Raw genomic sequence first — 20,913 nt, forward strand, 5'->3', positions numbered from 1 at the left:
ACGGTCTGGAAAGCGAGGGCGCCATTCTGCGCCACGGCGGCCCGTCCCTGCTTTTCCCTCCAAGCGTCACGCGCCGGGGCGGCCGGCCGCAAAGCGCACGCTGAAACGCGCGCCCGGCATGCTGCTGCCCGGGCGCACGTCCTCCAGCACCACCTCGGCGCCGTGCTGGCGCGCGATCTCGCGCACGATGGGCAGGCCCAGGCCCGAGCCGTCGGCGTCCGTGCCCAGCGCGCGGTAAAAGGGCTGGAAGACCAGCTCGCGCTCGGCCTCGGGCACGCCGGGGCCCGAGTCCTCGACCTGCAGCAGCACCACGCGACCGAAGGTGTCGGGCAGCACGCGCGCCGTGACCATGCCGGGATGGTCGCTGGTGGAGGGCGTGTAGTTGATGGCGTTGTCCACCAGGTTGCGCACCAGCTCCTTGAGCAGCGTGGGGTTGCCGTCCATCCACACGCCGGGCACACCGGGGTCGACGCCGTCGTAACCCAGGTCAATGCACTTGTCCATGGCGCGCGGCACGCTGCCCTCCACCACCTCGATCACGAGGCGCGCCAGGTCCACCGGCTGGCGCTGCACCACGGCGCTGCCGCCTTCGGCGCGCGCCAGCGCCAGCAACTGGTTGACGGTGTGCGTGGCGCGGATGGACGAGCGCCCGATCTGCTTGAGCGACTGTTTGAGCTCCTCGGTGCTCGTGCCCTCGCGCTGCGCGAGGTCGGCCTGCATGCGCAGGCCGGCCAGCGGTGTCTTGAGCTGGTGCGCCGCGTCGGCCAGGAAGCGCTTCTGCGTGGCCATGGACTCGGACAGGCGGCGCAGCAGGTCGTTGACCGAATCGACGAGCGGCGCCACCTCCATGGGCACGGCCTTGTGGTCCAGCGGCGAGAGGTCGTCGGGCTTGCGCGCGCGGATGCGCTCCTCCAGCTGGTGCAGCGGCTTGATGCCGCGCGCCAGTGCCAGCCACACCAGCAGCACGGCCAGCGGCAGGATGACGAACTGCGGCAGCATCACGCCCTTGATGATCTCGGTGGCCAGCACGCTGCGCTTGGAGCGCGTCTCGGCCACCTGCACCAGGGCGGCCGGGGCGTCGGGCAGGGGCACGCGCACCCAGATGTAGGCCACGCGGATGTCGATGCCGCGCATCTCGGCGTCGCGCAGCCGCACCTCGCCGGAGATCACGCGCTCCTCGGGCGGCGGCAGCGGCAGGCTGCGCTCGCCCGAGAGGTATTCCCCCGTGGGCGAGAGCACCTGGTAGTAGACGATGTCGGACTCGTCGGCGCGCAGGATCTCGCTGGCCGGCTGGGGCAGGTTGAACAGCACGCGCCCGTCCTGCACGGTGACGAGCTGGGCCAGCGCATGGGCGTTGTATTCGAGCGCGCGGTCGAACGGCTTGTTCGCCAGACCCTGGGCCACGAGCCAGGTGAGCGCCAGGCTCACGGGCCACAGCAGCAGCAGCGGCGTGAGCATCCAGTCCAGGATTTCGCCGAAGAGGGAGCGCTGCTCGCGCTGGAAGATTTTCACGGTTTCGGTCTTTTTGGCCGCAAGTGCCCTACTGGCAAACGCTTGCAGCTATCAAAATGGAAGCATTAACCGGGAATCTTTTCGAGGCAGTAGCCCAGGCCGCGCACGGTGGCGATGCGTATCGGGCCACGCTCTATCTTCTTGCGCAGGCGGTGGATGTAGACCTCGATGGCGTTGTTGCTCACCTCCTCGCCCCATTCGCACAGGCGCTCGACGAGCTGCTCCTTGCTCACCAGGCGGCCGGCGCGCTGCAGCAGCACCTCCAGCAGGCCCAGCTCGCGCGCGGACAGCTCCACCATCTTGCCGTCTATGGTGGCCACGCGGCCGGCCTGGTCGTACACCAGCGGGCCGTGCTTGATGGTGGCGCTGGTGCCGCCCATGCCGCGGCGCGTGAGCGCGCGCACGCGCGCCTCCAGCTCGGACAGGGCGAAGGGCTTGGCCATGTAGTCGTCGGCCCCCAGGTCCAGGCCCTTGACGCGCTCCTCGATGCCGTCGGCCGCGGTGAGGATGAGCACCGGCAGGGCCGAGCCGCGCCCGCGCAGGCGCTTGAGGACCTCCAGCCCGTGCAGCCGGGGCAGACCCAGGTCCAGGATCAGCAGGTCGAACTCGTTGTTGGTGAGCAGCGCGGCATCGGCCTCGCTGCCGCTGGCCACATGGTCCACGACGGCGCCGGAGCCGCGCAGCGTGCGCAGCAGGCCGTCGGCCAGCACCTGGTCGTCTTCGGCGATGAGGATGCGCATGGTGGGGTGTCTCCTGGAGTCCTTTGAACACGCTCTTGCGCCCGCGATGCGGCCGCGGGCGCTGACTTGGATTCTAGGAGTTCTGCGCCTTCCCGCTCGCCCCGGGGGCGGGCGGGAAGCAGGCCGGTCAGGCCATTTCGGGCTCGCTGACCTGCTTGACGCCCATGGCCTTGAGCGCTTCGGCCACTGCGGCCACGGCGCCGGGGATGCCGGCCTCGCCGAAGTGGCCTATGCAGCCCACGCGGAAGGTCTCCAGCTGCGTGAGCTTGCCGGGGTAGAGGATGTAGCCGCGCTTCTTGACCTCCTGGTAGAAGGCCTTGAACTCGTACGCGGGGTCCACCGGCGCATGGAAGGTGACGATGATGGGCGCCTGCAGCCCTTCATCCAGGTAGCTGCGCAAGCCCAGGGCGCGCATGCCCTCGATCAGCGCCTTGCAGTTGCGCGCGTAGCGCCCGCCGCGCGCGGGCAGGCCCCCTTCCTCGATGTACTGCGTCATGGCCTCGTCGAGCGCCGCGACGATGTGGGTCGGCGGCGTGAAGCGCCACTGCGTGGTCTTCTGCATGTAGACCCACTGGTCGTACAGGTCCAGCGCCAGCGAGTGGGCGTTGCCCTCACATTGCTCCAGCACGCTGCGGCGCGCAATGACGAAGCCCATGCCCGGGGGGCCTTCGAGGCATTTGCCCGAGGCGGCGATCACGGCATCGAACGGCGTCTTGCGCGCATCGATCTCGATGGCGCCGAACGAGCTCATGGCGTCCACGATCAGCCCCCGGCCGTGCCGGGCCACGACCTGCGCCACCTCGTGCAGCGGGTTGAGCACGCCGGCGCCCGTCTCGCAGTGCACCAGGGCCACGTGGGTGATGGAGGGGTCGGCGGCCAGCGCGCGGTCCACGTCGGCGGGGCTGACCTGCTGCGCCTCGCTGTAGTCGATGGTAGTGAGCCTGCGCCCCAGCACCTTGCAGATGCGCGCCAGGCGCGCGCAGTAGGCGCCGTTGTTGGGCACCAGCACGTGGCCCGTGCGCGGCACCAGGGTGACTATGGCCGCCTCCACCGAAAAGGTGCCGCTGCCCTGCATGGGAACGCATTCGTGCGTGCCCTGGCCGTGCACGATGTCGAGCACGCGCTGGCGGATGCGGCCGGTGATCTGGTTGAAGTCCGCGTCCCACGAACCCCAGTCGCGCAGCATGGCGCGCCGCGTGCGCTCGGAGGTGGTCAGTGGCCCGGGGGTCAGCAGGATGGGGGTGATGGCTTGGCTCATGGAGATCTCCAGTGGGGACGGGAAAGCGGGTGGGTCAGCCCCGGCGCAGGTGGCGCCAGGCCTGGGTGCGCGCCAGCAGCACGCGCGTGGCCAGCGAATACAGGACGGACACGACCACGGACGTGACCACGATCAGGCTGGCCAGCGCCGCCGCCGGGCCCACGTCGCCGGCCTGGTCCAGGTGCATGATGGCCACCGAGGCGAGGATGGTCTCGGGCGTGTACAGGAAGATCGCCGCCGACAGGCTGGCCATGGAGACGACGAAGAAGTAGCGGCCGATCTCCAGGATCGCGGGCAGGCACACCGGCACCGTCACGCGCAGGAAGGTCTTGAAAAACGGCACCTTAAGCGAGGCGGACACGGCCTCGAACTCGTTGTCGATCTGCTGCAGCGCCGTCACCGCCGTGAGGTGGCTGGACGTGTAGTAGTGGATGACCATGGAGATCACCAGGATCGCCATGGTGTTGTAGAGGAAATTGAGCGGATTGGCCGGGTGGTTGAAGAACATCACGTAGCCCAGGCCCAGCACCAGCCCCGGCACGGCCATGGAGAGCACGGCCATCAGGTGCATGACGTTGCGCATCCAGCCCAGGTTGCGCGTCTTCTCGATCACGTAGGCGCCCAGGAAGACGATGACCGAGCCGAGCACCGCCGTGACAAAAGCCACCTTCAGGCTGTTGGTGTAGGCGTCGGCCATGTCGCTCTCGAACAGCGCGAAGCGGTAGTGGTCCAGCGTGAATGTGAGGTTGTAGGGCCACAGCTTGATCACCGAGGTGTAGAGCGCCATGCCGATGGTGGCCAGCAGCATGCAGCACACGCCCACGCAGAACAGCGCCAGCAGCGCGTCGGCCACGCGGCGGGGCTTCGGCGTGAAGGGCACGGAGCGCGCGGTGAGCTGCGCCTTGATCTTGCGCCGCACCGTGTAGTCGATGGCGAAGGAGACGATGGAGGGCACGAGCAGCAGCATGCCCACCACGGCGCCCATGGAGAAGTTGAGCTGCCCCACGACCTGCTTGTACACGTCCACCGACAGCACGTTGAAATTGCCGCCGATGACCTTGGGCGCGCCGAAGTCGCTGACCACGTAGGTGAAGACCACGGTGCAGGCGCTGATCAGGCCGTACTTGGACGACGGCAGCGTGATGGTGAGGAACTGGCGCCAGGGCGGCGTGCGCAGCGCGGTGGCGGCCTCGTACAGGCGCCCGTCGGCCAGCGACAGGGCCGTGACCAGGATCATCAGCGCGTGCGGGAAGGTGTTGTAGACCTCGGCCAGGATGATGCCGGGCGCGCCGTAGATGGAGAAGTCGCCGAGCAGGAACTTCAGCACGCCCTGGTTGCCGAACCACTGCACGAACGAGATGGCCGACAGCAGCGAGGGCGCGAGCAGCGGGATCAGCGCGATGAGCCGCACCGTGGCCTTGAAGGGCCCGGGCAGGCTGGTGCGCGTGAGCGCGTAGGCGCAGACGAAGGCCGTGGGCACCGAGACCAGCACCACGGCCAGCGCCACCCAGACCGAGTTGAAGGCCGCGCGCAGCAGGCTGGGCGTCTCGAAGTAGGCGCTGAAATGCGCCAGGCCGGCGAAGTTGCCCTCCTTGTCCAGCACGGCGTTGACCAGGATGGAGAACAGCGGCGCGATCAGGAAGGTCAGCAGCAGCGCCATGGCGCCCAGCATCATGGCGCGCGCGATCCACTCGTCGCGGCTCCAGCGCTGGCGGGGGGCGGCACGGCCCCGTGCGGGCAGGGTCGCGGTCGTCATGCCTGATCCCTCCCGGTGGAGAACACGCGGATGCGGCTGGCGCGCAGCGCGATGTCGATGCGCCGGCCCTCGCAGATGCCCAGATCGTGCATCTGGTTGAGCGAGAAATGCAGGCCCAGGCTCTGGCCGCCCAGGGCCTCGGCGCTCACCTCGGCGATGCACAGGCCGCCCAGGAATTCCACCTTGTTCACCAGCACGCCCAGGCGGTAGGGGGTGCCGGCCTCCAGATGCTCTGCCACGCGGTCCTCGGGCCGCAGGTACAGGGACACGTCCTCGCCGAGCCGGAAGCTCCCCTCGCTGGCCTCGCACTCGATCTCCATTTTGCCCACGCGAAAGCGCTTGCCGCCCAGCGCCTGGCCGCGCAGCACGTTGACCTTGCCGACGAAATTGGCGACGAAGGGCGAGGCAGGCCGCTCGTAGATCTCCATGGGCGTTCCCACCTGCTCGATCACGCCGTGGTTCATGACCACGATGCGGTCGGACATGGACAGCGCCTCCTCCTGGTCGTGCGTGACCATGATGGTGGTGATGCCCACCTGCTTCTGCAGGCGCCGGATCTCGGCGCGCAGGCGTACGCGCACCGTGGCGTCCAGCGCGGACAGCGGCTCGTCGAGCAACAGCAGCCCGGGGTTGGTGGCCAGCGCGCGCGCCAGCGCCACGCGCTGCTGCTGGCCGCCCGAGAGCTGGCTGGGGTACTTGCCGCCCGCGGTCGGCAGGCCGGCCATGGCCAGCAGCTCGGCCACGCGCGCCTGGATCTCGGCCTTGCGCATCTTGCCGTTGACCAGGCCATAGGCCACGTTCTCGGCGATGGTCAGGTTGGGAAACAGCGCGTAGGACTGGAACACGATGCCGTAGTCGCGCTCGCTCGCGGGCAGCCAGGAGATGTCGCGGCCGCTTTGCACTATGCTGCCCGAGGTCTGCGTCTCCAGACCCGCGATGATGCGCAGCAGCGTGGTCTTGCCGCAGCCCGAGGGGCCGAGGAAGCACAGCATCTCGCCCTGGCGCACCGTCAGGTCGATGTCGCGCAGCGCGCTGAAGTTCTCGAAATTCTTGTGGATGCCCTTGATTTCGAGCGCCGGCGCGGCCTGGTCCAGGGCCCCGGCGAGCATCTTGGTGATTGTCATGTCCATGGGGGTGCTCATCGTGGGGAGGTGAAGAAACCCCCCGCGGGCGCAGGCCCGCAGGGCGCGCTGCACTGAGGGCCGGTCTACTTGGCCTCGGACTTGCCTTCGTAGCGCTTGCCCCACTCGGCCAGGATGCGCTCGCGGTTCTTGGCGGCCCAGTTCAGGTCGTTCTTGACGAGCAGCTGCTCATAGTTGTCCGGGATGCCCTTGAGCTTCTGCGCCACGCCGGGGTAGGCCACCACGGCCCACCAGTTGGAGGTGATCTGGTTGGCCTCCTTGGACGCGAACCAGTCGGCCAGGCGCTTGGCCTGCTCCGGCTTCTTGGTGGTCTTCATGATGGCCGTGGCCTCGATGTCCCAGCCCAGCCCCTCCTTGGGGAAGACCAGCTCCACCGGCGCGCCCGACTTGACCACCTGGTAGGCGCGGAACTCGAACGAGATGCCGATGGGGAACTCGCCCGTGCCCGCGGCCTTGCAGGGCTTGGAGCCCGAGTGCTGGTACTGCGCGATGTTCTCGTGCAGCGCGTCCATGTACTTCCAGCCGTCCTGCTCGCCCCACATCTGCAGCCAGGCCGACACGTCCAGGAAGCCCGTGCCGCTCGATGCCGGGTGCGGCATGACGATGGCGCCCTTGTAGATGGGCTTGGCCAGGTCCTTCCAGGTCTCGGGCTTGGGCAGGCCGCGCTTCTTGGCCTCCACGGTGTTGAAGCAGATGGCGGCGGCCCACACGTCCATGCCCACCCAGGCGGGCGGGTTCTTGGAGTCCGAGTAAGTCCGGGTCAGCGCCTCGAAGCCCTTGGGCTGGTAGGGCTGGAGCATGCCCTCCTGGTCCAGCAGCGCCAGGCTGCTGGCGGCCACGCCGGCCACCACGTCGGCCTGGGGGTTGGCCTTCTCGGCCATCAGCTTGGCCGTGATGATGCCTGTGGAGTCGCGCACCCACTTGATCTCGATGTCGGGGTTGGCCTTCTCGAAGGCCGTCTTGTAGGCCTTCATGGAGTCGGTCTCCAGCGCCGTGTAGACCAGCAGCGGCGTACGCTGGGCATGGGCCATGCCGGCCGCCAATCCCAGTGCGGCGGCGCACAGGGCCATGGGAATGCGACGGGTCGTCGTCTCGTTGTCCATCTTGTGTCTCCTGTAGTGGGGCTCTCGGGGGCCGGTTCCGGCGCCATTGCCGGCGTCGGTGGAATGCAATGTAGATTGCAAACTGATCACTGTCAATAGAAAACTGTTGACAGTTTTCAGCGGCCACGAAAGAATCCACCCCATGGACACCAAACAACCCCCTTCCGCCCTGGCCTTCCTGCAGTCGAGCTCCCTGCCCATGCTGGTGCAGGAGGAGATCGAGCGGCTGATCATGACCGGCGCCCTGCCCGTGGGCAGCCGCATCAACGAGAGCGAGCTGTCCCAGCGCTTCAACACCAGCCGCGGCCCCATCCGCGAGGCGCTGCGCGCGCTGGAGGAGGCCGGCCTGGTGCGCACCGAGAAGAACCGCGGCATGTTCGTGCGCGAGATCTCGTTCGAGGAGGCCGACGAGATCTACGAGCTGCGCGAGGCCATGGAGGAAATCATCGGCCGGCGCGTGGCCCTGGCCATCACGAACGACGGCATAGAGCGCCTCAAGGCCATGGTGGACGCCATGCACGCCGCGGCCGATGCGCGGGAGCTGGAGCAGTACGCGCAGCTGAACCTGCAGTTCCACGACATCCTGCTGGAGACCGCCGGCAGCGCCAAGCTCACCGAGACCTACCAGCGCCTGATCAAGGAGCTGTCGCTGTTCCGCATGCGCGCCCTGGGCGGCGGCGGCGGCCTGAGCGTGTCGGCCGACGAGCACGGCGAGATCGTCAACGCCATCGCCTCGCGCGACCCGCAGCGCGCCGGCACGGCGCTGCGCCGCCACGTGGCCGACAGCCGCGCCCGCATGCACAAGGCGCTGGGCCGGGAGCCGGCCGCGCCCTCTTCTTCATCCGCCCTTTCATCAACCAAGGAAGCCTGACATGACGACGACCCCGCAAACCATCGAAGTGAACAGCCGCCGCTACCGCTGGATGCAGCGCCCCGTGGTGGTCGTGTGCGTGGACGGGTGCGAACCCGCCTACCTGGACGCCGCCATCGCCGCTGGCGTGGCGCCCTGCCTGGCGCGCATGCGCGCCGAAGGGGCGGACCTGCTGGCCGACTGCGTCGTGCCCTCGTTCACCAACCCCAACAACCTGTCCATCGTCACGGGCGCGCCGCCGGCCGTGCACGGCATCTGCGGCAACTACTTCTTCGACCGCGAGCTGGGCGAGGAAGTCATGATGAACGACCCCAAGTACCTGCGCGCCGGCACCGTGCTGGCCGCCTTCGCCGACGCCGGCGCCAAGGTGGCCGTGGTCACGGCCAAGGACAAGCTGCGCAAGCTCCTGGGCAACCACATGAAGGGCATCTGCTTCTCGTCGGAGAAGGCCGACCAGGTGACGCAGGAGGAGAACGGCATCACCGGCGTGCTCGACATGGTGGGCATGCCCGTGCCCTCGGTGTACAGCGCCGAGCTGTCGGAGTTCGTGTTCGCCGCAGGCGTCAAGCTCATGGAGCGGCACCGCCCCGACCTGATGTACCTCTCCACCACCGACTACGTGCAGCACAAGGCCGCGCCGGGAAGCCCCGCGGCCAACGCCTTCTACGCGATGATGGACAAGTACCTCGCGCAGCTCGACCGGCTCGGCGCCATCATCGTGCTCACGGCCGACCACGGCATGAACGACAAGCACGGCGCCGACGGCAGCCCCAAGGTGATCTACCTGCAGGACCAGCTCGATGCCTGGTACGGCCCCGAGCGCGCGCGCGTGATCCTGCCCATCACCGACCCCTACGTGGTGCACCACGGCGCGCTGGGTTCGTACGCCACCGTCTACGCGCCCGACGAGGCTGCGGCCGCCGAGTGGATAGAGCGCATCCGCGCGCTGCCCGGCGTCGAGCTCGTGCTCACGCGCGCCGAGGCCGCCGCGCGCTTCGAGCTGCCGCCCGACCGCATCGGCGACATCGTGGTGGTGAGCGAGCAGAGCACCGTGCTCGGCACCAGCGCGAGCCGGCACGACCTGTCGGGGCTCGACGCCCCGCTGCGCTCGCACGGCGGCATCTCCGAGCAGCGCGTGCCGCTGATCTGCAACCGCCCGGTCAGCGGCATCGCGAGCGGCCGGCGCCTGCGCAACTTCGACGCGCTGGACCTGGCGCTGAACCACGCCGCCGCCTGAGAAGGCGTGAACGAATTCCAAGGAGACAAGCCCCATGACCGTGCAGCAGCTCAAGCCCGCAGAGATCCGCCACGAGGCCCTGCGCATCGCAGGCGAGAAGGTCTACCGCGACGAGGTGATCGAGGTCACCTACCCCTACACGGGCGAGGTCGTCGCCACCGTGCCCAAGGCCACGCTGGAGGACGTGCGCCGCGCGTACAGGATCGCGCGCGACTACAAGCCCACGCTGACGCGCTACGAGCGCTACCGGATCCTGATGCGCGCCGGCGAGATCATCGCCTCGCGCCTGGACGAGATCTCGCGCCTGATCACGCTCGAATCGGGCCTGTCGCGCAAGGACACGCTCTACGAGGTGGGGCGCGCGTCCGACGTGCTGCTGTTCGCCGCCAACCAGGCGCTGGTGGACGACGGCCAGGTGTTCTCGTGCGACCTCACGCACCATGGCAAGAGCCGCAAGGTCTACACGACCAAGGAGCCGCTGCTGGGCGTGATCACCGCCATCACGCCGTTCAACCACCCGCTCAACCAGGTGATCCACAAGGTGGCGCCGGCCGTGGCGACCAACAACCGCATGGTGCTCAAGCCCAGCGAGAAGACGCCGCTGTCGGCCTACGTGCTGGCCGACATCCTGTACGAGGCCGGCCTGCCGCCCGAGATGCTGTCCATCGTCACCGGCGACCCGCGCGAGATCGCCGACGAGATGCTCACCCACCCCGACGTCGACCTGGTCACCTTCACCGGCGGCGTGGCCATCGGCAAGTACATCGCGGGCAAGTCCGTCTACAAGCGCCAGATCCTGGAGCTGGGCGGCAACGACCCCATCATCGTGATGGAGGACGCCGACGTGGAGGAAGCCGCCACGCTGGCCGCCAGCGGCTCGTACAAGAACTCGGGCCAGCGCTGCACGGCCGTCAAGCGCATGCTGGTGCACGAGAAGGTGGCCGACCAGTTCGTCGAGCTGCTCGTCGCCAAGACCCAGGCCCTCAAGTACGGCGACCCCATGGACCCGCACACCGACATGGGCACGGTGATCGACGAGCCCGCCGCCAGGCACTTCGAGCAGGTGGTGGACGAGGCCATCGCCGGCGGCGCCAGGCTGCTCGCTGGCCACGTGCGCCGCGGCGCGCTGTACGCGCCCACGGTGCTCGACCAGGTCAGGCCCGAGATGACCGTGGTGAAGCACGAGACCTTCGGCCCCGTCTCGCCCGTGATCCGCTTCAAGGACATCGACGAGGCCATCCGCATCTCCAACGGCACGGCCTACGGCCTGTCGTCCTCGGTGTGCACCAACCGGCTGGACTACATCACGCGCTTCGTGCGCGAGCTCAACGTGGGCAGCGTCAACGTGCGCGAGGTGCCGGGCTACCGCCTGGAGCTCACGCCCTTCGGCGGCATCAAGGACTCGGGCCTGGGCTACAAGGAAGGCGTGCAGGAGGCGATGAAGAGCTTCTGCAACACCAAGACCTACTCCCTGCCCTGGTGAGCGCGATGAGCCTGAGCCTCGCCGACATCGCGCACCTGTTCGAGACCCGCGGCCACGCGCAGTACGACGGCGAGCCGGTCACCCAGCTCGAACACGCGCTGCAGTCCGCCCACCTGGCCGAGCAGGCCGGGGCGGGCAGCGCGCTCATCGCCGCCGCCCTGCTGCACGACCTGGGCCACCTGCTGCACGACCTGCCGGGATCGCCCACGCTCGCCGGCGTGGACGACGTGCACCAGTACCGCTGCCTGCCCTTTCTGCGCGGCCTGTTCGGCGAGGCCACGCTGGCGCCGATCCGCCTGCACGTGGACGCCAAGCGCTACCTGTGCACGCGCGAGCCGGGCTACCTGCAAGGCCTGTCGCCCGATTCGGCGCGCAGCCTGCAGCTCCAGGGCGGGCCGTTCGACGAGGCCCAGGCGCGCGCCTTCGAGGCCCTGCCCTACGCCCGGGACGCGCTGCGCCTGCGCCGCTGGGACGACGCGGCCAAGCAGGAGGGCGCGGCCACGCCCGGCCTGGCGCATTTCCTGCGCCACTGCACGAGCGCCTGATGCGCCACCCCGGCACAAAAAAATGAAGAAAAAGGCCTCTGGCGCTTACCCATCAATCGTCACCAGCTATCAAAACGATTGCAACAGGAGTACCCGGACATGCGACCCTTCTGGCTTGAGCAGGCCCTGATGGGCGATGGCGACCTGGCCCCGGCGCTGCAGGGCGCGCAGCGGGCCGACGTCTGCATCGTCGGCGGCGGCTTCACCGGCCTGTGGACGGCGATACAGGCCAAGCAGCGCAACCCGCAGCTCGACATCGTCATCCTGGAGCGCGACCTGTGCGGCGCGGGCGCCAGCGGACGCAACGGCGGCTGCCTGCTCACCTGGTCGGCCAAGTTCCTCACGCTCAGGCGCCTGTTCGGCGAGGCCGAGGCGCTGCGCCTGGTGCGCGCCAGCGAGGCCGCCGTCGACGCCATCGGCGACTTCGTGCGCGAGCACGGCATAGACGCCGAGTTCCGGCGCGACGGCACGCTCTACACCGCCACCGCGGCGGCGCAGGTCGGCACCATGGAGCCCGTGGTGCAGGCGCTGCAGGCCCACGGCATCGACTCCTACCACGCGCTCGCGCCCGCCGAGGTGGCGCGGCGCTCCGGCTCGGCGCGCAACATCGCGGGCTGGTACTCGCCCATCGCCGCCACCGTGCAGCCCGGCAAACTGGTGCGCGGCCTGCGCCGCGTGGCGCTGGCCATGGGCATACGCATCCACGAACGCAGCTCCATGCTGCGCTGCGAGGCCGGACCGCCCGCCGTCGTGCACACCCCCAGCGGCAGCGTGACGGCCGGCAGGCTGGTGCTGGCCCTGAACGCCTGGATGGCCGAGGCCCTGCCGCAGTTCGAGCGCAGCATCGCCATCGTCTCCAGCGACATGGTCATCACCGAGCGCTGCCCCGCGCTGCTGCAGGCCGCCGGGCTGGCCGACGGCGTCTCGGTGCTCGACTCGCGCACCTTCGTCTACTACTACCGCAGCACCGAGGACGGGCGGCTGATGCTGGGCAAGGGCGGCAACACCTTCGCGCGCGGCGGGCGCATCGCGCCGGTGTTCGACCAGCCCTCGCCCTACGAGGCGCAGCTCACGCGGGCGCTGCGCGACTTCTTCCCCTCGCTCGGCGGCGTGCCCGTCACGGCGAGCTGGAACGGCCCGTCGGACCGCTCGGTCAGCGGCTTCCCCTTCTTCGGCCGCCTGAACGGCGCGGGCCATGTCTTCTACGGCTTCGGCTACTCGGGCAACGGCGTGGGGCCGACCTACATGGGCGGGCAGATCCTGTCGTCGCTGGTCCTCGGCGAAGACAACGCCTGGACGCGCAGCCCGCTCACGCGCGGGCCGCTGGGCCTGTTCCCGCCCGAGCCGGTGCGCTACCTGGGCTCCATCGTGGTGCGCAACGCCATCCGCCGCAAGGAAGCGGCCGAGGACCTGGGGCGCGCGCCCTGGTGGGTGGACAAGCAGCTCAGCCGGTTTGCCAATGCGGCGGGGAAAGCGGACAAGGGGTGAGTTGAGATACCTTTTGCCTTCCTTCTTGCTCCTGCAGCTATCTTTCTTGAATCTTCGTCGTTGGTTTAGATGTCGCTGGCCGGGACTCGCCCCGGCCAGCAGCATCCAACCACCCCGCACCACCGAAAAAGCCAAACCCTACGAGCGGAGGTAAACCCGCCGCACCCGCTTGACATTGCACAGCAGCTCATAGGCAATGGTCCCGGCAGCAGCAGCCACCTGGTTCACGCTCACCTGGCTTCCCCACAGCTCGACCTGCGCCCCCGGCCCTGCCCCGGGCAGGTCGGTCAGATCGACAGTGAGCATGTCCATGGCCACGCGCCCGATGATGCGGGTCAGGCGGCCATCGACCGCCACCGGCGTGCCCGAGGGCACGACGCGCGGGTAGCCGTCGGCATAGCCCATGGCCACCAGCCCCACGCGCGTGGGCCGGTCGGCGACGAAGCTGCCGCCGTAGCCCAGGGCCTCGCCCGGCGCGAGCCAGCGCTCCACGAACACCTCGCTGGCGAGGCGCATCACGGGCTGCAGCACGTCGGAGGGCATGCCGCGCGGGTCGGCACCGTAGAGCATGATGCCGGGCCTCGCCCAGTCCTGGTGCGCACCCTTCCAGCCCAGGACGCCGGCCGAGTTGGCGATGCTGCGCGGCCCGGGCAGGCCCTGCGTGGCATCGGCGAACACGGCCAGCTGGCGCCCGGTCATCGGGTTGCCGGGCTCGTCGGCCGAGGCCAGGTGCGTCATCAGCGTGATGCCGGCCACCTTGTCGCAGGCGGCCAGCCGCTGCCACAGGGCCCGGGCCTGCCCGGGCGCCACGCCGGCGCGGTGCATGCCCGTGTCGATCTTGAGCCAGGCATGGACGCCGGCGCCACCACCACGGTCTTGCAGCGATTCGAGCATGCGCAACTGCTCCTCCTGGTGCACCACCAGCCACAGCCCGTGCCGCTGCGCCAGCGCCACGTCGTCCATGCCGAAGGCACCTTCGAGTACCAGGATGGGCTCGGTCAGCCCGGCCTCGCGCAGCTCCATGGCCTCTTGCGCGAAGGCCACGGCGAAGGCGTCGGCCTGGCCGGCCAGGGCCCTGGCGCATTCCACGGCCCCGTGGCCATAGGCGTTGGCCTTGAGCGTGGCCGCCACCTTGCCGCCGTGCACGGCCTTGGCGTGGGCGTAGTTGGCGCGCAGCGCGGCCAGGTCGAAATCCGCCCGGGCCGGGCGGCTCATGCCGCCTTGCCGGCCGCGGGCCGGGCATGCAGGGCCGGGGCGCTGCCCAGGTAGCGGTCCACGGACAGGCCCTGCGTGGAGATCTCGGTCTTGCGGCCGGTGACGATGTCGGCCAGCAGCCGGCCCGAACCGCAGGCCATGGTCCAGCCCAGCGTGCCGTGGCCGGTATTCAGGAACAGGTTCCTGTGCGGCGTGCGGCCCACGATGGGCGTGCTGTCGGGCGTCATGGGGCGCAGGCCGGTCCAGAATTCGGCGCGCGCCAGGTCGCCACCGGGGAACAGCTGGCGTGTGACCATCTCCAGCGTGGCGCGGCGCTGTGGGCGCAGCGTCCTGTCGAACCCGGCCAGCTCGGCCATGCCGCCCACGCGGATGCGCTGGTCGAAGCGCGTGAGCGCGATCTTGTAGGTCTCGTCGAGCACCGTGGAGACGGGCGCCAGCGCCTCGTCCTGGATCGGTATCGTGAGCGAGTAGCCCTTGACGGGGTAGACCGGGATGTCCAGCCCGGCGGACAGCAGCAGCTGGCGCGAATAGCTGCCCATGGCCAGCACGTAGCGGTCGGCGCGGGCGACCTCCTTGTCCGGCGTCGCCAGCTGCACGCCGCCCACGGCACCCTGGCCGTCGAACAGCAGCCAATCCACGCCGGTGCCGAAGCGGAACTTCACGCCCAGCTCCTGCGCCATGCGGGCCAGGGCATTGGTGAACAGGTAGCAGTCGCCGGTCTCGTCCTGCGGCAGGCGCAGGCCGCCGGCGATCGTGGCGCGGGCCTGCGCCAGCGCGGGCTCGGCCTGGCAGACGCCCTTGGCATCGAGCAGCTCGTAGGCGATGCCGCATTCCTTGAGCACGCTGATGTCGCGCCCGGCCTGATCGACCTGTTTCTGCGAGCGGAACAGCTGCAGCGTGCCGGCCTGGCGCCCTTCGTACTGGATGCCGGTGTCGCGGCGCAGCTCCTGCAGGCATTCGCGGCTGTAGTTGGACAGGCGCAGCATGCGCTCCTTGTTCACCGCGTAGCGCTCGGCCGAGCAGTTGCGCAGCATCTGGGCCATCCAGCGCAGCTGGAACAGGCTGCCGTCGGGGCGGATGGACAGCGGCGCGTGCTTCTCGAACATCCACTTGAGGGCCTTCGTGGGAATGCCGGGCGCGCCCCAGGGCGTGGAGTAGCCAAACGAGACCTGGCCCGCGTTGGCGAAGCTGGTGTCGAGCGCCGGGCCGTCCTGGCGGTCGATGACCGTGACGTCGGCGCCCGCACGGGCCAGGTAGTAAGCGGTGGCCACGCCCACCACGCCAGAGCCAAGTACGATGACTTTCACGTTCAGTCTCCAATGTTCGGTTAATGAGCGTGACTTTATGGATTTCCATGCTAATCTTTTGCTGAAATCAACACACGAAACAGCAATGTTTGCTGTTTCGATCGTCAACTTCCCTCTCCTGCAGCAATGTCTGAGCTCGACTCCATAGACCTGCGCATCCTCGACCTCCTGCAGCAGGACGGACGCCTGACCATGACCGAACTGGGCGAGCGCGTGGGCCTGTCCACGTCGCCGTGCTCGCAGCGCGTCAAGCGCCTGGAGGCCCAGGGCGTGATCACGGGCTACCACGCGCGCGTGAGCCCGGCGGCGCTGGGCAAGAACCTGCTGGTCTTCGTGGAAATCACCCTGGCGCAGAAGTCCGAGCAGATCTTCAAGAAAGTGCGCGACGAGCTGCAGAACATGCCCGAGGTGCTGGAATGCCACCTGATCTCGGGCAGCTTCGACTACCTGGTCAAGGCGCGCCTGGCCGGCATGTCCGAATACCGGCACCTGCTGGGCTCCATTCTGCAGCAGATGCCCGTGCCGGCGCAGTCCAACAGCTACGTGGTGATGGAAGAGGTCAAGGAGAGCTTCGTGGTCCCGGTCGATCGCGGCCGGGGGCGTGCGCGGGGCGCGGGCTCCGGTCAGCCGTTGGCGTAGGCCTCCAGCCCCAGGGCCACGACGGTGGCCACCTCGCTGCCCACCTCGGCGCGGAACTCGGCCTCGGCCTGCGCCACCGCGCCGCGAAAGGCCTCCAGCCACGCCAGCCCCGTGGGCGTGAAGCGCACCAGCCGGGCGCGCGCATCGTGCGGGTCGGCCTCGCGCGTGACCAGGCCCCAGGCCTCGCACTGGTCCACCAGGCTGGCCATGGACTGCTTGGCCATGCCGGCGCGCTCGGCCAGGTCGGTCAGGCGGTCGCCGTTCAATGAGAGGTGGCGCGTGATGTGGACGTGCGCGGCGCTCACCTGCTCGCGCGCGGCCAGGTTGGACAGCGCCAGCGGTACCTGCACGTCGCGCGCCATGAGCTGCAGCACGCGCGCGTCGAAGCGCCGCAGGGCATGGCCCAGCAGGCGGCCCAGGTGCGCCTGGCGCCAGCGGTCGTCGGAGGATGGTGTCTCGCCCATGCCCTATTGTCAGCCAAACTGACCAATATATCCTTTGCGAACCGCATCAACGCCCATAAACTACTGTTCACACATCCAGCCTGTTGTTCGAAACAGTGGGCCAGCAGAACCCGACGATCCACCCTGATTTCCCGCAAGGAGCCCCCATGGACACCATCGCCAAGACCAACCCCGCCGCCAACAGCGAAAAGGCCAAGGCCCTGCAGGCCGCGCTGGCCCAGATCGAGAAGCAGTTCGGCAAGGGCACCATCATGCGCCTGGGCGAGGGCGAGGCCATCGAGGACATCCAGGTCGTCTCCACCGGCTCGCTGGGCCTGGACATCGCCCTGGGCGTGGGCGGCCTGCCGCGCGGGCGCGTGGTCGAGATCTACGGCCCCGAGTCCTCGGGCAAGACCACGCTCACGCTGCAGGTCATCGCCGAGATGCAAAAGCTCGGCGGCACCTGCGCCTTCATCGACGCCGAGCACGCGCTCGACACCGCCTACGCGCAGAAGCTCGGCGTCAACATCAACGACATCCTGATCAGCCAGCCCGACACCGGCGAGCAGGCGCTGGAGATCGTGGACAGCCTGGTGCGCTCGGGCGCGGTGGACCTGATCGTGGTGGACTCGGTCGCCGCCCTGGTGCCGAAGGCCGAGATCGAGGGCGAGATGGGCGACGCCCTGCCCGGCCTGCAGGCGCGCCTGATGAGCCAGGCGCTGCGCAAGCTCACCGCCACCATCAAGAAGACCAACTGCATGGTCATCTTCATCAACCAGATCCGCATGAAGATCGGCGTCATGTTCGGCAGCCCCGAGACGACGACGGGCGGCAACGCGCTGAAGTTCTACGCCTCGGTGCGCCTGGACATCCGCCGCACCGGCACCATCAAGAAGGGCGACGAGGCCATCGGCAACGAGACCAAGGTGAAGGTGGTCAAGAACAAGGTCTCGCCCCCGTTCAAGACGGCCGAGTTCGACATCCTGTTCGGCGAGGGCATCTCGCGCGAGGGCGAGATCATCGACATGGGCGTGAACGCGCGCATCCTGGAGAAAAGCGGCGCCTGGTACGCCTACAACGGCGAGAAGATCGGCCAGGGCCGCGACAACGCGCGCGAATTCCTGCGCGAGAACCCCGACCTGGCGCGCGAGATCGAGAACAAGGTGCGCGAGGGCCTGGGCATCGCCCTGCTGCCCGGCGCCACCGCGGCCCAGGCGCCCGAGGACAAGCCCGCGCGCGGCAAGAAGAGCGAAAAGGCCGCCGGCGCCGAGGCCTGAACGGCACCCGGCGTTTGCGGCAGAAATGGCCTCTGACGCCTGTCCATCAAGCGCCAGCAGCTATTTTTCATAGAGCACTCATGGGATTCGCCAGGCTCTCGCTCAAGGCCCGCGCGCTGCGCCTGCTGGCGCAGCGCGAGCATTCGCGCAGCGAGCTGCAGGCCAAGCTGGCGCGCCACGTGCAAGAGGGCGAGGATCTCGCCGCGCTGCTCGACGAGTTGCAGGCCCGGGGCTTCATCGACGCCGCCCGCGTGGCCGAGTCCGTGGTGCACCGCCGCGCCGCGCGCTTGGGCGCCCAGCGCGTGGCGCAGGAGCTGCGCCGCAAGGGCCTGGACGAAGACCTCGTGCGCGCTACCGCCGCGCAGCTGGCCGGCACCGAGCTGGAACGCGCGCGCGCCGTGTGGCGCCAGCGCTATGGCGGCGCGCCCGCCGCCGCGACGCCGCAGGAGCGCGCGCGCCAGATCCGCTTCCTGGCCGCGCGCGGCTTTGCCGCCGACGTGGTGCGCCGCGTGGTGCAAGGCGGCGAGGATGATGAATAAAAACGGCATCCAGCGCTTGCCAGACAAGCGCAAGCAGCTCCACTTTCAATAGCAATTACTCGAACAGGCGCTCGGGATTGGCGTCGATCTTGGTGAGCGCATCACGCGTGGCGCGCAGCGTGAGGCTTTCCTCCTCCTGCGCCGTCAGCAGGCCCGCCTGCAGGTAGGCCCCCAGGCGCTTGAGCTGCACCAGGTAGCTGCTGCCATCCATGGCCGCGAACAGGTGCAGCTGCTTGCGCTGGCTGTGCCACACGTACTGGACCTGGGCCGATGCGCCGTTGTGGTCAAGCGTGAACCAGACGCCCAGCGGCAGCTGCTGCGCCCAGGCGACCATGTCCTCCTGCACGGGCGCGCCGTTGTCGGCAATGACGTGGATGGACGAGGCGTCTATGCCCAGCAGCAGCTCGATGTTGTCCGCGCTCAGCGGCATGTCGCCCAGCGTCTCGTCGCTGATGAAGTCTTCCAGGTTGGCCAGGCGCTTGACCATGGCGTCGATGTGCTCCTGCGAAATGGACGCCGTCTTGGACAGGAAGGCATCGGCCAGCGTGTCGGTCAGCAGCTTGATCTGCGCGTCCTGCTGCGCCCCCGTCACGCCGATCAGCGCCAGCCCCTGGCGCAGGCATTGCAGCAGCGCGGGCAGCTGCTGGATGACCTTGGCGCGCTCGGCGCGGTGCGGCTTGGCGCTGGCGGCCCATACCAGGTCGGCCGCGGCGCGCTTGTAGGCGGCCGTGTCGGCGTGCTGCGGGCCGTCGCGCACGGCCGAAACGGCCAGCACCTCGGCCCAGGTCTTGAACAGGAAGTCGCGGATCTCGTCGCGCACCGGCATGTCCTTGAGCAGGGCGCGCAGTTCGATGGTGTACTGGATCGCCAGCGTCTCGCGCTGCTCCACCTGCTGGGCCACGCTGACGATGCGCGAAGTGGCCTGGCGCTCGGTCAGGAAGCGGGCGAGGAATTTCTCGAACTCCCCGTGCACCAGCTCGAACACGCGCTTGCCGGTCTCGGGATACTGCTCGATGACCTGCACGATGCGGCGGATCTCCGCCTCCAGCGCCGTGCCGCTGATGGCGCTGGCGTCGAAGCCCAGCACGCAGCTGCCCATGCGGTCGATCAGCTGGCGCGCGGGGTGGGTGAGGTTGCTGAAGAACTCGGGCTCGGCCAGGGCCACGCGCAGCACCGGCACCTGCAGGCGCGCGAACCACACGCGCACCGCGGGCGGGATGCGGTCTTCGCTCAGGATGCTCTGGAACATCAGCGCCACCACCTCGATGATGGCCTTCTCGCCGGCCGTGCTGGCCTTCTTCTTGAACTCGGCCGCGCGCTCGCGCACCACGTTGGTGACATGCACCACCGCCTGCGGGCTGTAGTCCTCCACCAGGGTGGCCATGCCGCTGTAGTAGAGGTCGGCCTCCACGCGCTCGGCCGACAGCGCGTGCACCAGCGCCGCGGATGCGGGCTGCGGCTGCACCATGTCGTACGCCACGACGGGCTGGGTCAGCAGGCGGCGCAGCTGCATCAGCACGCCCTGGGCGCGCTGGCGCGCCCGCACCAGGGGGCTGCCCGATCCGGCGGCTGCCGCCACCGTGTGCGGGAAGGGGGTCACGTGCGGCGGCGGCAGCCCCTGCGCGGCCGAATGCGCCGCCAGGCCCGCGCCGCCCGATTCCGGGCCCAGCGCGCCGGCGCGGCTCACCCCCGTGGCCGTGCTGCGGCGCACGCGCGCGCGCAGGTCGTTCGGCACGGCCACGCCCTGCTCATCATAGAGCTTGAGCAGCGCCTGGTACTGCGCCAGCGCCAGGTTGGCGAGCTCGCGCTGCAGGGGGTCGAGCACCAGCTGCAGGTCGTCGCGCTTGAGGCCGGCCTCCAGCCATTGCTCCACGAGCCGCAGGCACTGGGCCTCGGGGCGCAGGATGTCGCTGCTGGCGAGCTCGCGGCCCTCCAGGTGCTGGGTGCGCTGGCGCACGGCATCGAAGGGCGCGCCCACCTGCTCGGCCACGGTGAGCGCCATGCGCGAGGCCAGGATCCTGTTCTCGACCTCGTCGTCGCCGACCAGCGCCAGCCCGTCGGACATGGGCATGGCCGCCGTCCGCCCGGGGGCGCTCTGCTGCGCCAGGCCCCCGCGCCAGCCGCGCACCATGAGCTCCACCCAGGCCTTGTGGCGGGTCTGGTAGCCCATCCAGGCGTCGCGTCGCAGCTGCATGTCGCGCACCGTGCCCGTGCGGCCCATGAGCTCGGTCAGGAAATCGAGGAGCTTCTTGTCCAGCGCCGGCAGGCCGGCGCACAGCCCATCCACGAAGCGTTGACGGGCCAGCTGGGCCAGGCGCCGGTGGGCGGTGGAGGGCGGTGAGATGTCCATAGACCTCC

At 69.3% G+C, this 20,913-nt stretch carries 18 protein-coding genes; 8 read left to right on the forward strand and 10 right to left on the reverse strand.

Annotation, left to right across the window (positions count from 1 at the left end):
• Positions 1-66 precede the first annotated feature (66 nt).
• From ALIDE2_RS22585 to ALIDE2_RS22610, 6 genes are all read right to left on the reverse strand, one after another.
• Positions 67-1,512: a sensor histidine kinase gene (locus ALIDE2_RS22585; RefSeq protein ID WP_013723227.1), complete on the reverse strand. Its 1,446-nt coding sequence runs from the start codon at positions 1,510-1,512 to the stop codon at positions 67-69.
• Positions 1,513-1,577: 65 nt separating this feature from the next.
• The gene (locus ALIDE2_RS22590; protein ID WP_013520956.1) at positions 1,578-2,252 is read right to left on the reverse strand and encodes a response regulator; all 675 of its coding nucleotides are present in this window, start codon (positions 2,250-2,252) and stop codon (positions 1,578-1,580) included.
• A gap of 127 nt (positions 2,253-2,379) precedes the next feature.
• The gene (locus tag ALIDE2_RS22595; protein ID WP_013723228.1) at positions 2,380-3,510 is read right to left on the reverse strand and encodes a 2-aminoethylphosphonate--pyruvate transaminase; all 1,131 of its coding nucleotides are present in this window, start codon (positions 3,508-3,510) and stop codon (positions 2,380-2,382) included.
• A 34-nt stretch (positions 3,511-3,544) separates the two neighbouring features.
• On the reverse strand, positions 3,545-5,266 hold the full coding sequence (locus tag ALIDE2_RS22600; RefSeq protein WP_013723229.1) for a putative 2-aminoethylphosphonate ABC transporter permease subunit: 1,722 nt from the start codon (positions 5,264-5,266) through the stop codon (positions 3,545-3,547).
• Positions 5,263-6,396: a putative 2-aminoethylphosphonate ABC transporter ATP-binding protein gene (locus ALIDE2_RS22605; RefSeq protein WP_013723230.1), complete on the reverse strand. Its 1,134-nt coding sequence runs from the start codon at positions 6,394-6,396 to the stop codon at positions 5,263-5,265. The genes ALIDE2_RS22600 and ALIDE2_RS22605 overlap by 4 nt, the downstream gene beginning before the upstream one ends.
• A 77-nt stretch (positions 6,397-6,473) precedes the next feature.
• Positions 6,474-7,511 carry a putative 2-aminoethylphosphonate ABC transporter substrate-binding protein gene (locus tag ALIDE2_RS22610; protein ID WP_013520960.1) on the reverse strand — a complete coding sequence of 346 codons (1,038 nt, stop codon included), beginning with the start codon at positions 7,509-7,511 and terminating at the stop codon, positions 6,474-6,476.
• A gap of 142 nt (positions 7,512-7,653) precedes the next feature.
• On the opposite strand from ALIDE2_RS22610, the gene ALIDE2_RS22615 reads away from it, so the two are divergent.
• The 5 genes from ALIDE2_RS22615 (at position 7,654) to ALIDE2_RS22635 (ending at position 13,135) form a co-directional block, all read left to right on the forward strand.
• The gene (locus ALIDE2_RS22615) at positions 7,654-8,382 is read left to right on the forward strand and encodes a phosphonate utilization associated transcriptional regulator (protein ID WP_013520961.1); all 729 of its coding nucleotides are present in this window, start codon (positions 7,654-7,656) and stop codon (positions 8,380-8,382) included.
• A gap of 1 nt (position 8,383) precedes the next feature.
• Positions 8,384-9,619, forward strand: coding sequence for a phosphonoacetate hydrolase (gene phnA, locus ALIDE2_RS22620; protein ID WP_013723231.1), 1,236 nt, complete (start codon positions 8,384-8,386; stop codon positions 9,617-9,619).
• A gap of 34 nt (positions 9,620-9,653) precedes the next feature.
• Positions 9,654-11,102, forward strand: coding sequence for a phosphonoacetaldehyde dehydrogenase (gene phnY / locus ALIDE2_RS22625; RefSeq protein ID WP_013723232.1), 1,449 nt, complete (start codon positions 9,654-9,656; stop codon positions 11,100-11,102).
• A gap of 5 nt (positions 11,103-11,107) precedes the next feature.
• The gene (locus tag ALIDE2_RS22630) at positions 11,108-11,647 is read left to right on the forward strand and encodes a phosphonate degradation HD-domain oxygenase (RefSeq protein WP_013723233.1); all 540 of its coding nucleotides are present in this window, start codon (positions 11,108-11,110) and stop codon (positions 11,645-11,647) included.
• A 99-nt stretch (positions 11,648-11,746) separates the two neighbouring features.
• On the forward strand, positions 11,747-13,135 hold the full coding sequence (locus tag ALIDE2_RS22635; RefSeq protein WP_013723234.1) for an FAD-dependent oxidoreductase: 1,389 nt from the start codon (positions 11,747-11,749) through the stop codon (positions 13,133-13,135).
• A 138-nt stretch (positions 13,136-13,273) separates the two neighbouring features.
• Here the strand turns inward: ALIDE2_RS22635 and alr are convergent, their stop codons facing one another.
• On the reverse strand, positions 13,274-14,350 hold the full coding sequence (gene alr / locus ALIDE2_RS22640) for an alanine racemase (RefSeq protein WP_013520966.1): 1,077 nt from the start codon (positions 14,348-14,350) through the stop codon (positions 13,274-13,276).
• Positions 14,347-15,657, reverse strand: a complete 1,311-nt coding sequence (locus ALIDE2_RS22645; RefSeq protein ID WP_013520967.1) for a D-amino acid dehydrogenase — start codon at positions 15,655-15,657, stop codon at positions 14,347-14,349. Before ALIDE2_RS22645 ends, alr begins: the two co-directional genes overlap by 4 nt.
• Before the next feature lie 126 nt (positions 15,658-15,783).
• On the opposite strand from ALIDE2_RS22645, the gene ALIDE2_RS22650 reads away from it, so the two are divergent.
• Positions 15,784-16,296: a winged helix-turn-helix transcriptional regulator gene (locus ALIDE2_RS22650; RefSeq protein WP_013520968.1), complete on the forward strand. Its 513-nt coding sequence runs from the start codon at positions 15,784-15,786 to the stop codon at positions 16,294-16,296.
• Here ALIDE2_RS22650 and ALIDE2_RS22655 read toward each other — a convergent pair.
• A complete protein-coding gene (locus ALIDE2_RS22655) occupies positions 16,281-16,760 on the reverse strand; it encodes a MarR family winged helix-turn-helix transcriptional regulator (RefSeq protein ID WP_013520969.1) in 480 nt (159 codons plus the stop codon). The genes ALIDE2_RS22650 and ALIDE2_RS22655 overlap by 16 nt on opposite strands.
• A 146-nt stretch (positions 16,761-16,906) precedes the next feature.
• On the opposite strand from ALIDE2_RS22655, the gene recA reads away from it, so the two are divergent.
• Both recA and recX read left to right on the forward strand, forming a co-directional pair.
• Complete coding sequence (gene recA / locus ALIDE2_RS22660) at positions 16,907-18,016, forward strand: recombinase RecA (protein ID WP_013520970.1); 1,110 nt, start codon at positions 16,907-16,909, stop codon at positions 18,014-18,016.
• A gap of 80 nt (positions 18,017-18,096) precedes the next feature.
• The gene (gene recX / locus ALIDE2_RS22665) at positions 18,097-18,555 is read left to right on the forward strand and encodes a recombination regulator RecX (RefSeq protein WP_013520971.1); all 459 of its coding nucleotides are present in this window, start codon (positions 18,097-18,099) and stop codon (positions 18,553-18,555) included.
• Between the two features lie 55 nt (positions 18,556-18,610).
• On the opposite strand, the gene ALIDE2_RS22670 is transcribed toward recX, so the two are convergent.
• Positions 18,611-20,905 (reverse strand): DUF1631 family protein, encoded by a 2,295-nt coding sequence (locus ALIDE2_RS22670; protein WP_013723235.1) that lies wholly within the window; start codon positions 20,903-20,905, stop codon positions 18,611-18,613.
• Between the last annotated feature and the right edge of the window lie 8 nt (positions 20,906-20,913).

Source organism: Alicycliphilus denitrificans K601 (assembly GCF_000204645.1).
Classification (GTDB): domain Bacteria; phylum Pseudomonadota; class Gammaproteobacteria; order Burkholderiales; family Burkholderiaceae_C; genus Alicycliphilus; species Alicycliphilus denitrificans.

Excerpts from the sequence above, each read along its gene's own strand:
- ALIDE2_RS22595 (WP_013723228.1), bottom strand. The coding sequence starts at position 3,510 with ATGAGCCAAGCCATCACCCCCATCCTGCTGACCCCCGGGCCACTGACC.
- ALIDE2_RS22655 (WP_013520969.1), bottom strand. The coding sequence starts at position 16,760 with ATGGGCGAGACACCATCCTCCGACGACCGCTGGCGCCAGGCGCACCTG.
- phnA (WP_013723231.1), top strand. The coding sequence starts at position 8,384 with ATGACGACGACCCCGCAAACCATCGAAGTGAACAGCCGCCGCTACCGC.
- ALIDE2_RS22615 (WP_013520961.1), top strand. The coding sequence starts at position 7,654 with ATGGACACCAAACAACCCCCTTCCGCCCTGGCCTTCCTGCAGTCGAGC.
- recA (WP_013520970.1), top strand. The coding sequence starts at position 16,907 with ATGGACACCATCGCCAAGACCAACCCCGCCGCCAACAGCGAAAAGGCC.
- ALIDE2_RS22630 (WP_013723233.1), top strand. The coding sequence starts at position 11,108 with ATGAGCCTGAGCCTCGCCGACATCGCGCACCTGTTCGAGACCCGCGGC.
- ALIDE2_RS22650 (WP_013520968.1), top strand. The coding sequence starts at position 15,784 with ATGTCTGAGCTCGACTCCATAGACCTGCGCATCCTCGACCTCCTGCAG.
- ALIDE2_RS22635 (WP_013723234.1), top strand. The coding sequence starts at position 11,747 with ATGCGACCCTTCTGGCTTGAGCAGGCCCTGATGGGCGATGGCGACCTG.
- ALIDE2_RS22590 (WP_013520956.1), bottom strand. The coding sequence starts at position 2,252 with ATGCGCATCCTCATCGCCGAAGACGACCAGGTGCTGGCCGACGGCCTG.
- alr (WP_013520966.1), bottom strand. The coding sequence starts at position 14,350 with ATGAGCCGCCCGGCCCGGGCGGATTTCGACCTGGCCGCGCTGCGCGCC.
- ALIDE2_RS22610 (WP_013520960.1), bottom strand. The coding sequence starts at position 7,511 with ATGGACAACGAGACGACGACCCGTCGCATTCCCATGGCCCTGTGCGCC.
- recX (WP_013520971.1), top strand. The coding sequence starts at position 18,097 with ATGGGATTCGCCAGGCTCTCGCTCAAGGCCCGCGCGCTGCGCCTGCTG.
- phnY (WP_013723232.1), top strand. The coding sequence starts at position 9,654 with ATGACCGTGCAGCAGCTCAAGCCCGCAGAGATCCGCCACGAGGCCCTG.
- ALIDE2_RS22605 (WP_013723230.1), bottom strand. The coding sequence starts at position 6,396 with ATGGACATGACAATCACCAAGATGCTCGCCGGGGCCCTGGACCAGGCC.
- ALIDE2_RS22670 (WP_013723235.1), bottom strand. The coding sequence starts at position 20,905 with ATGGACATCTCACCGCCCTCCACCGCCCACCGGCGCCTGGCCCAGCTG.
- ALIDE2_RS22600 (WP_013723229.1), bottom strand. The coding sequence starts at position 5,266 with ATGACGACCGCGACCCTGCCCGCACGGGGCCGTGCCGCCCCCCGCCAG.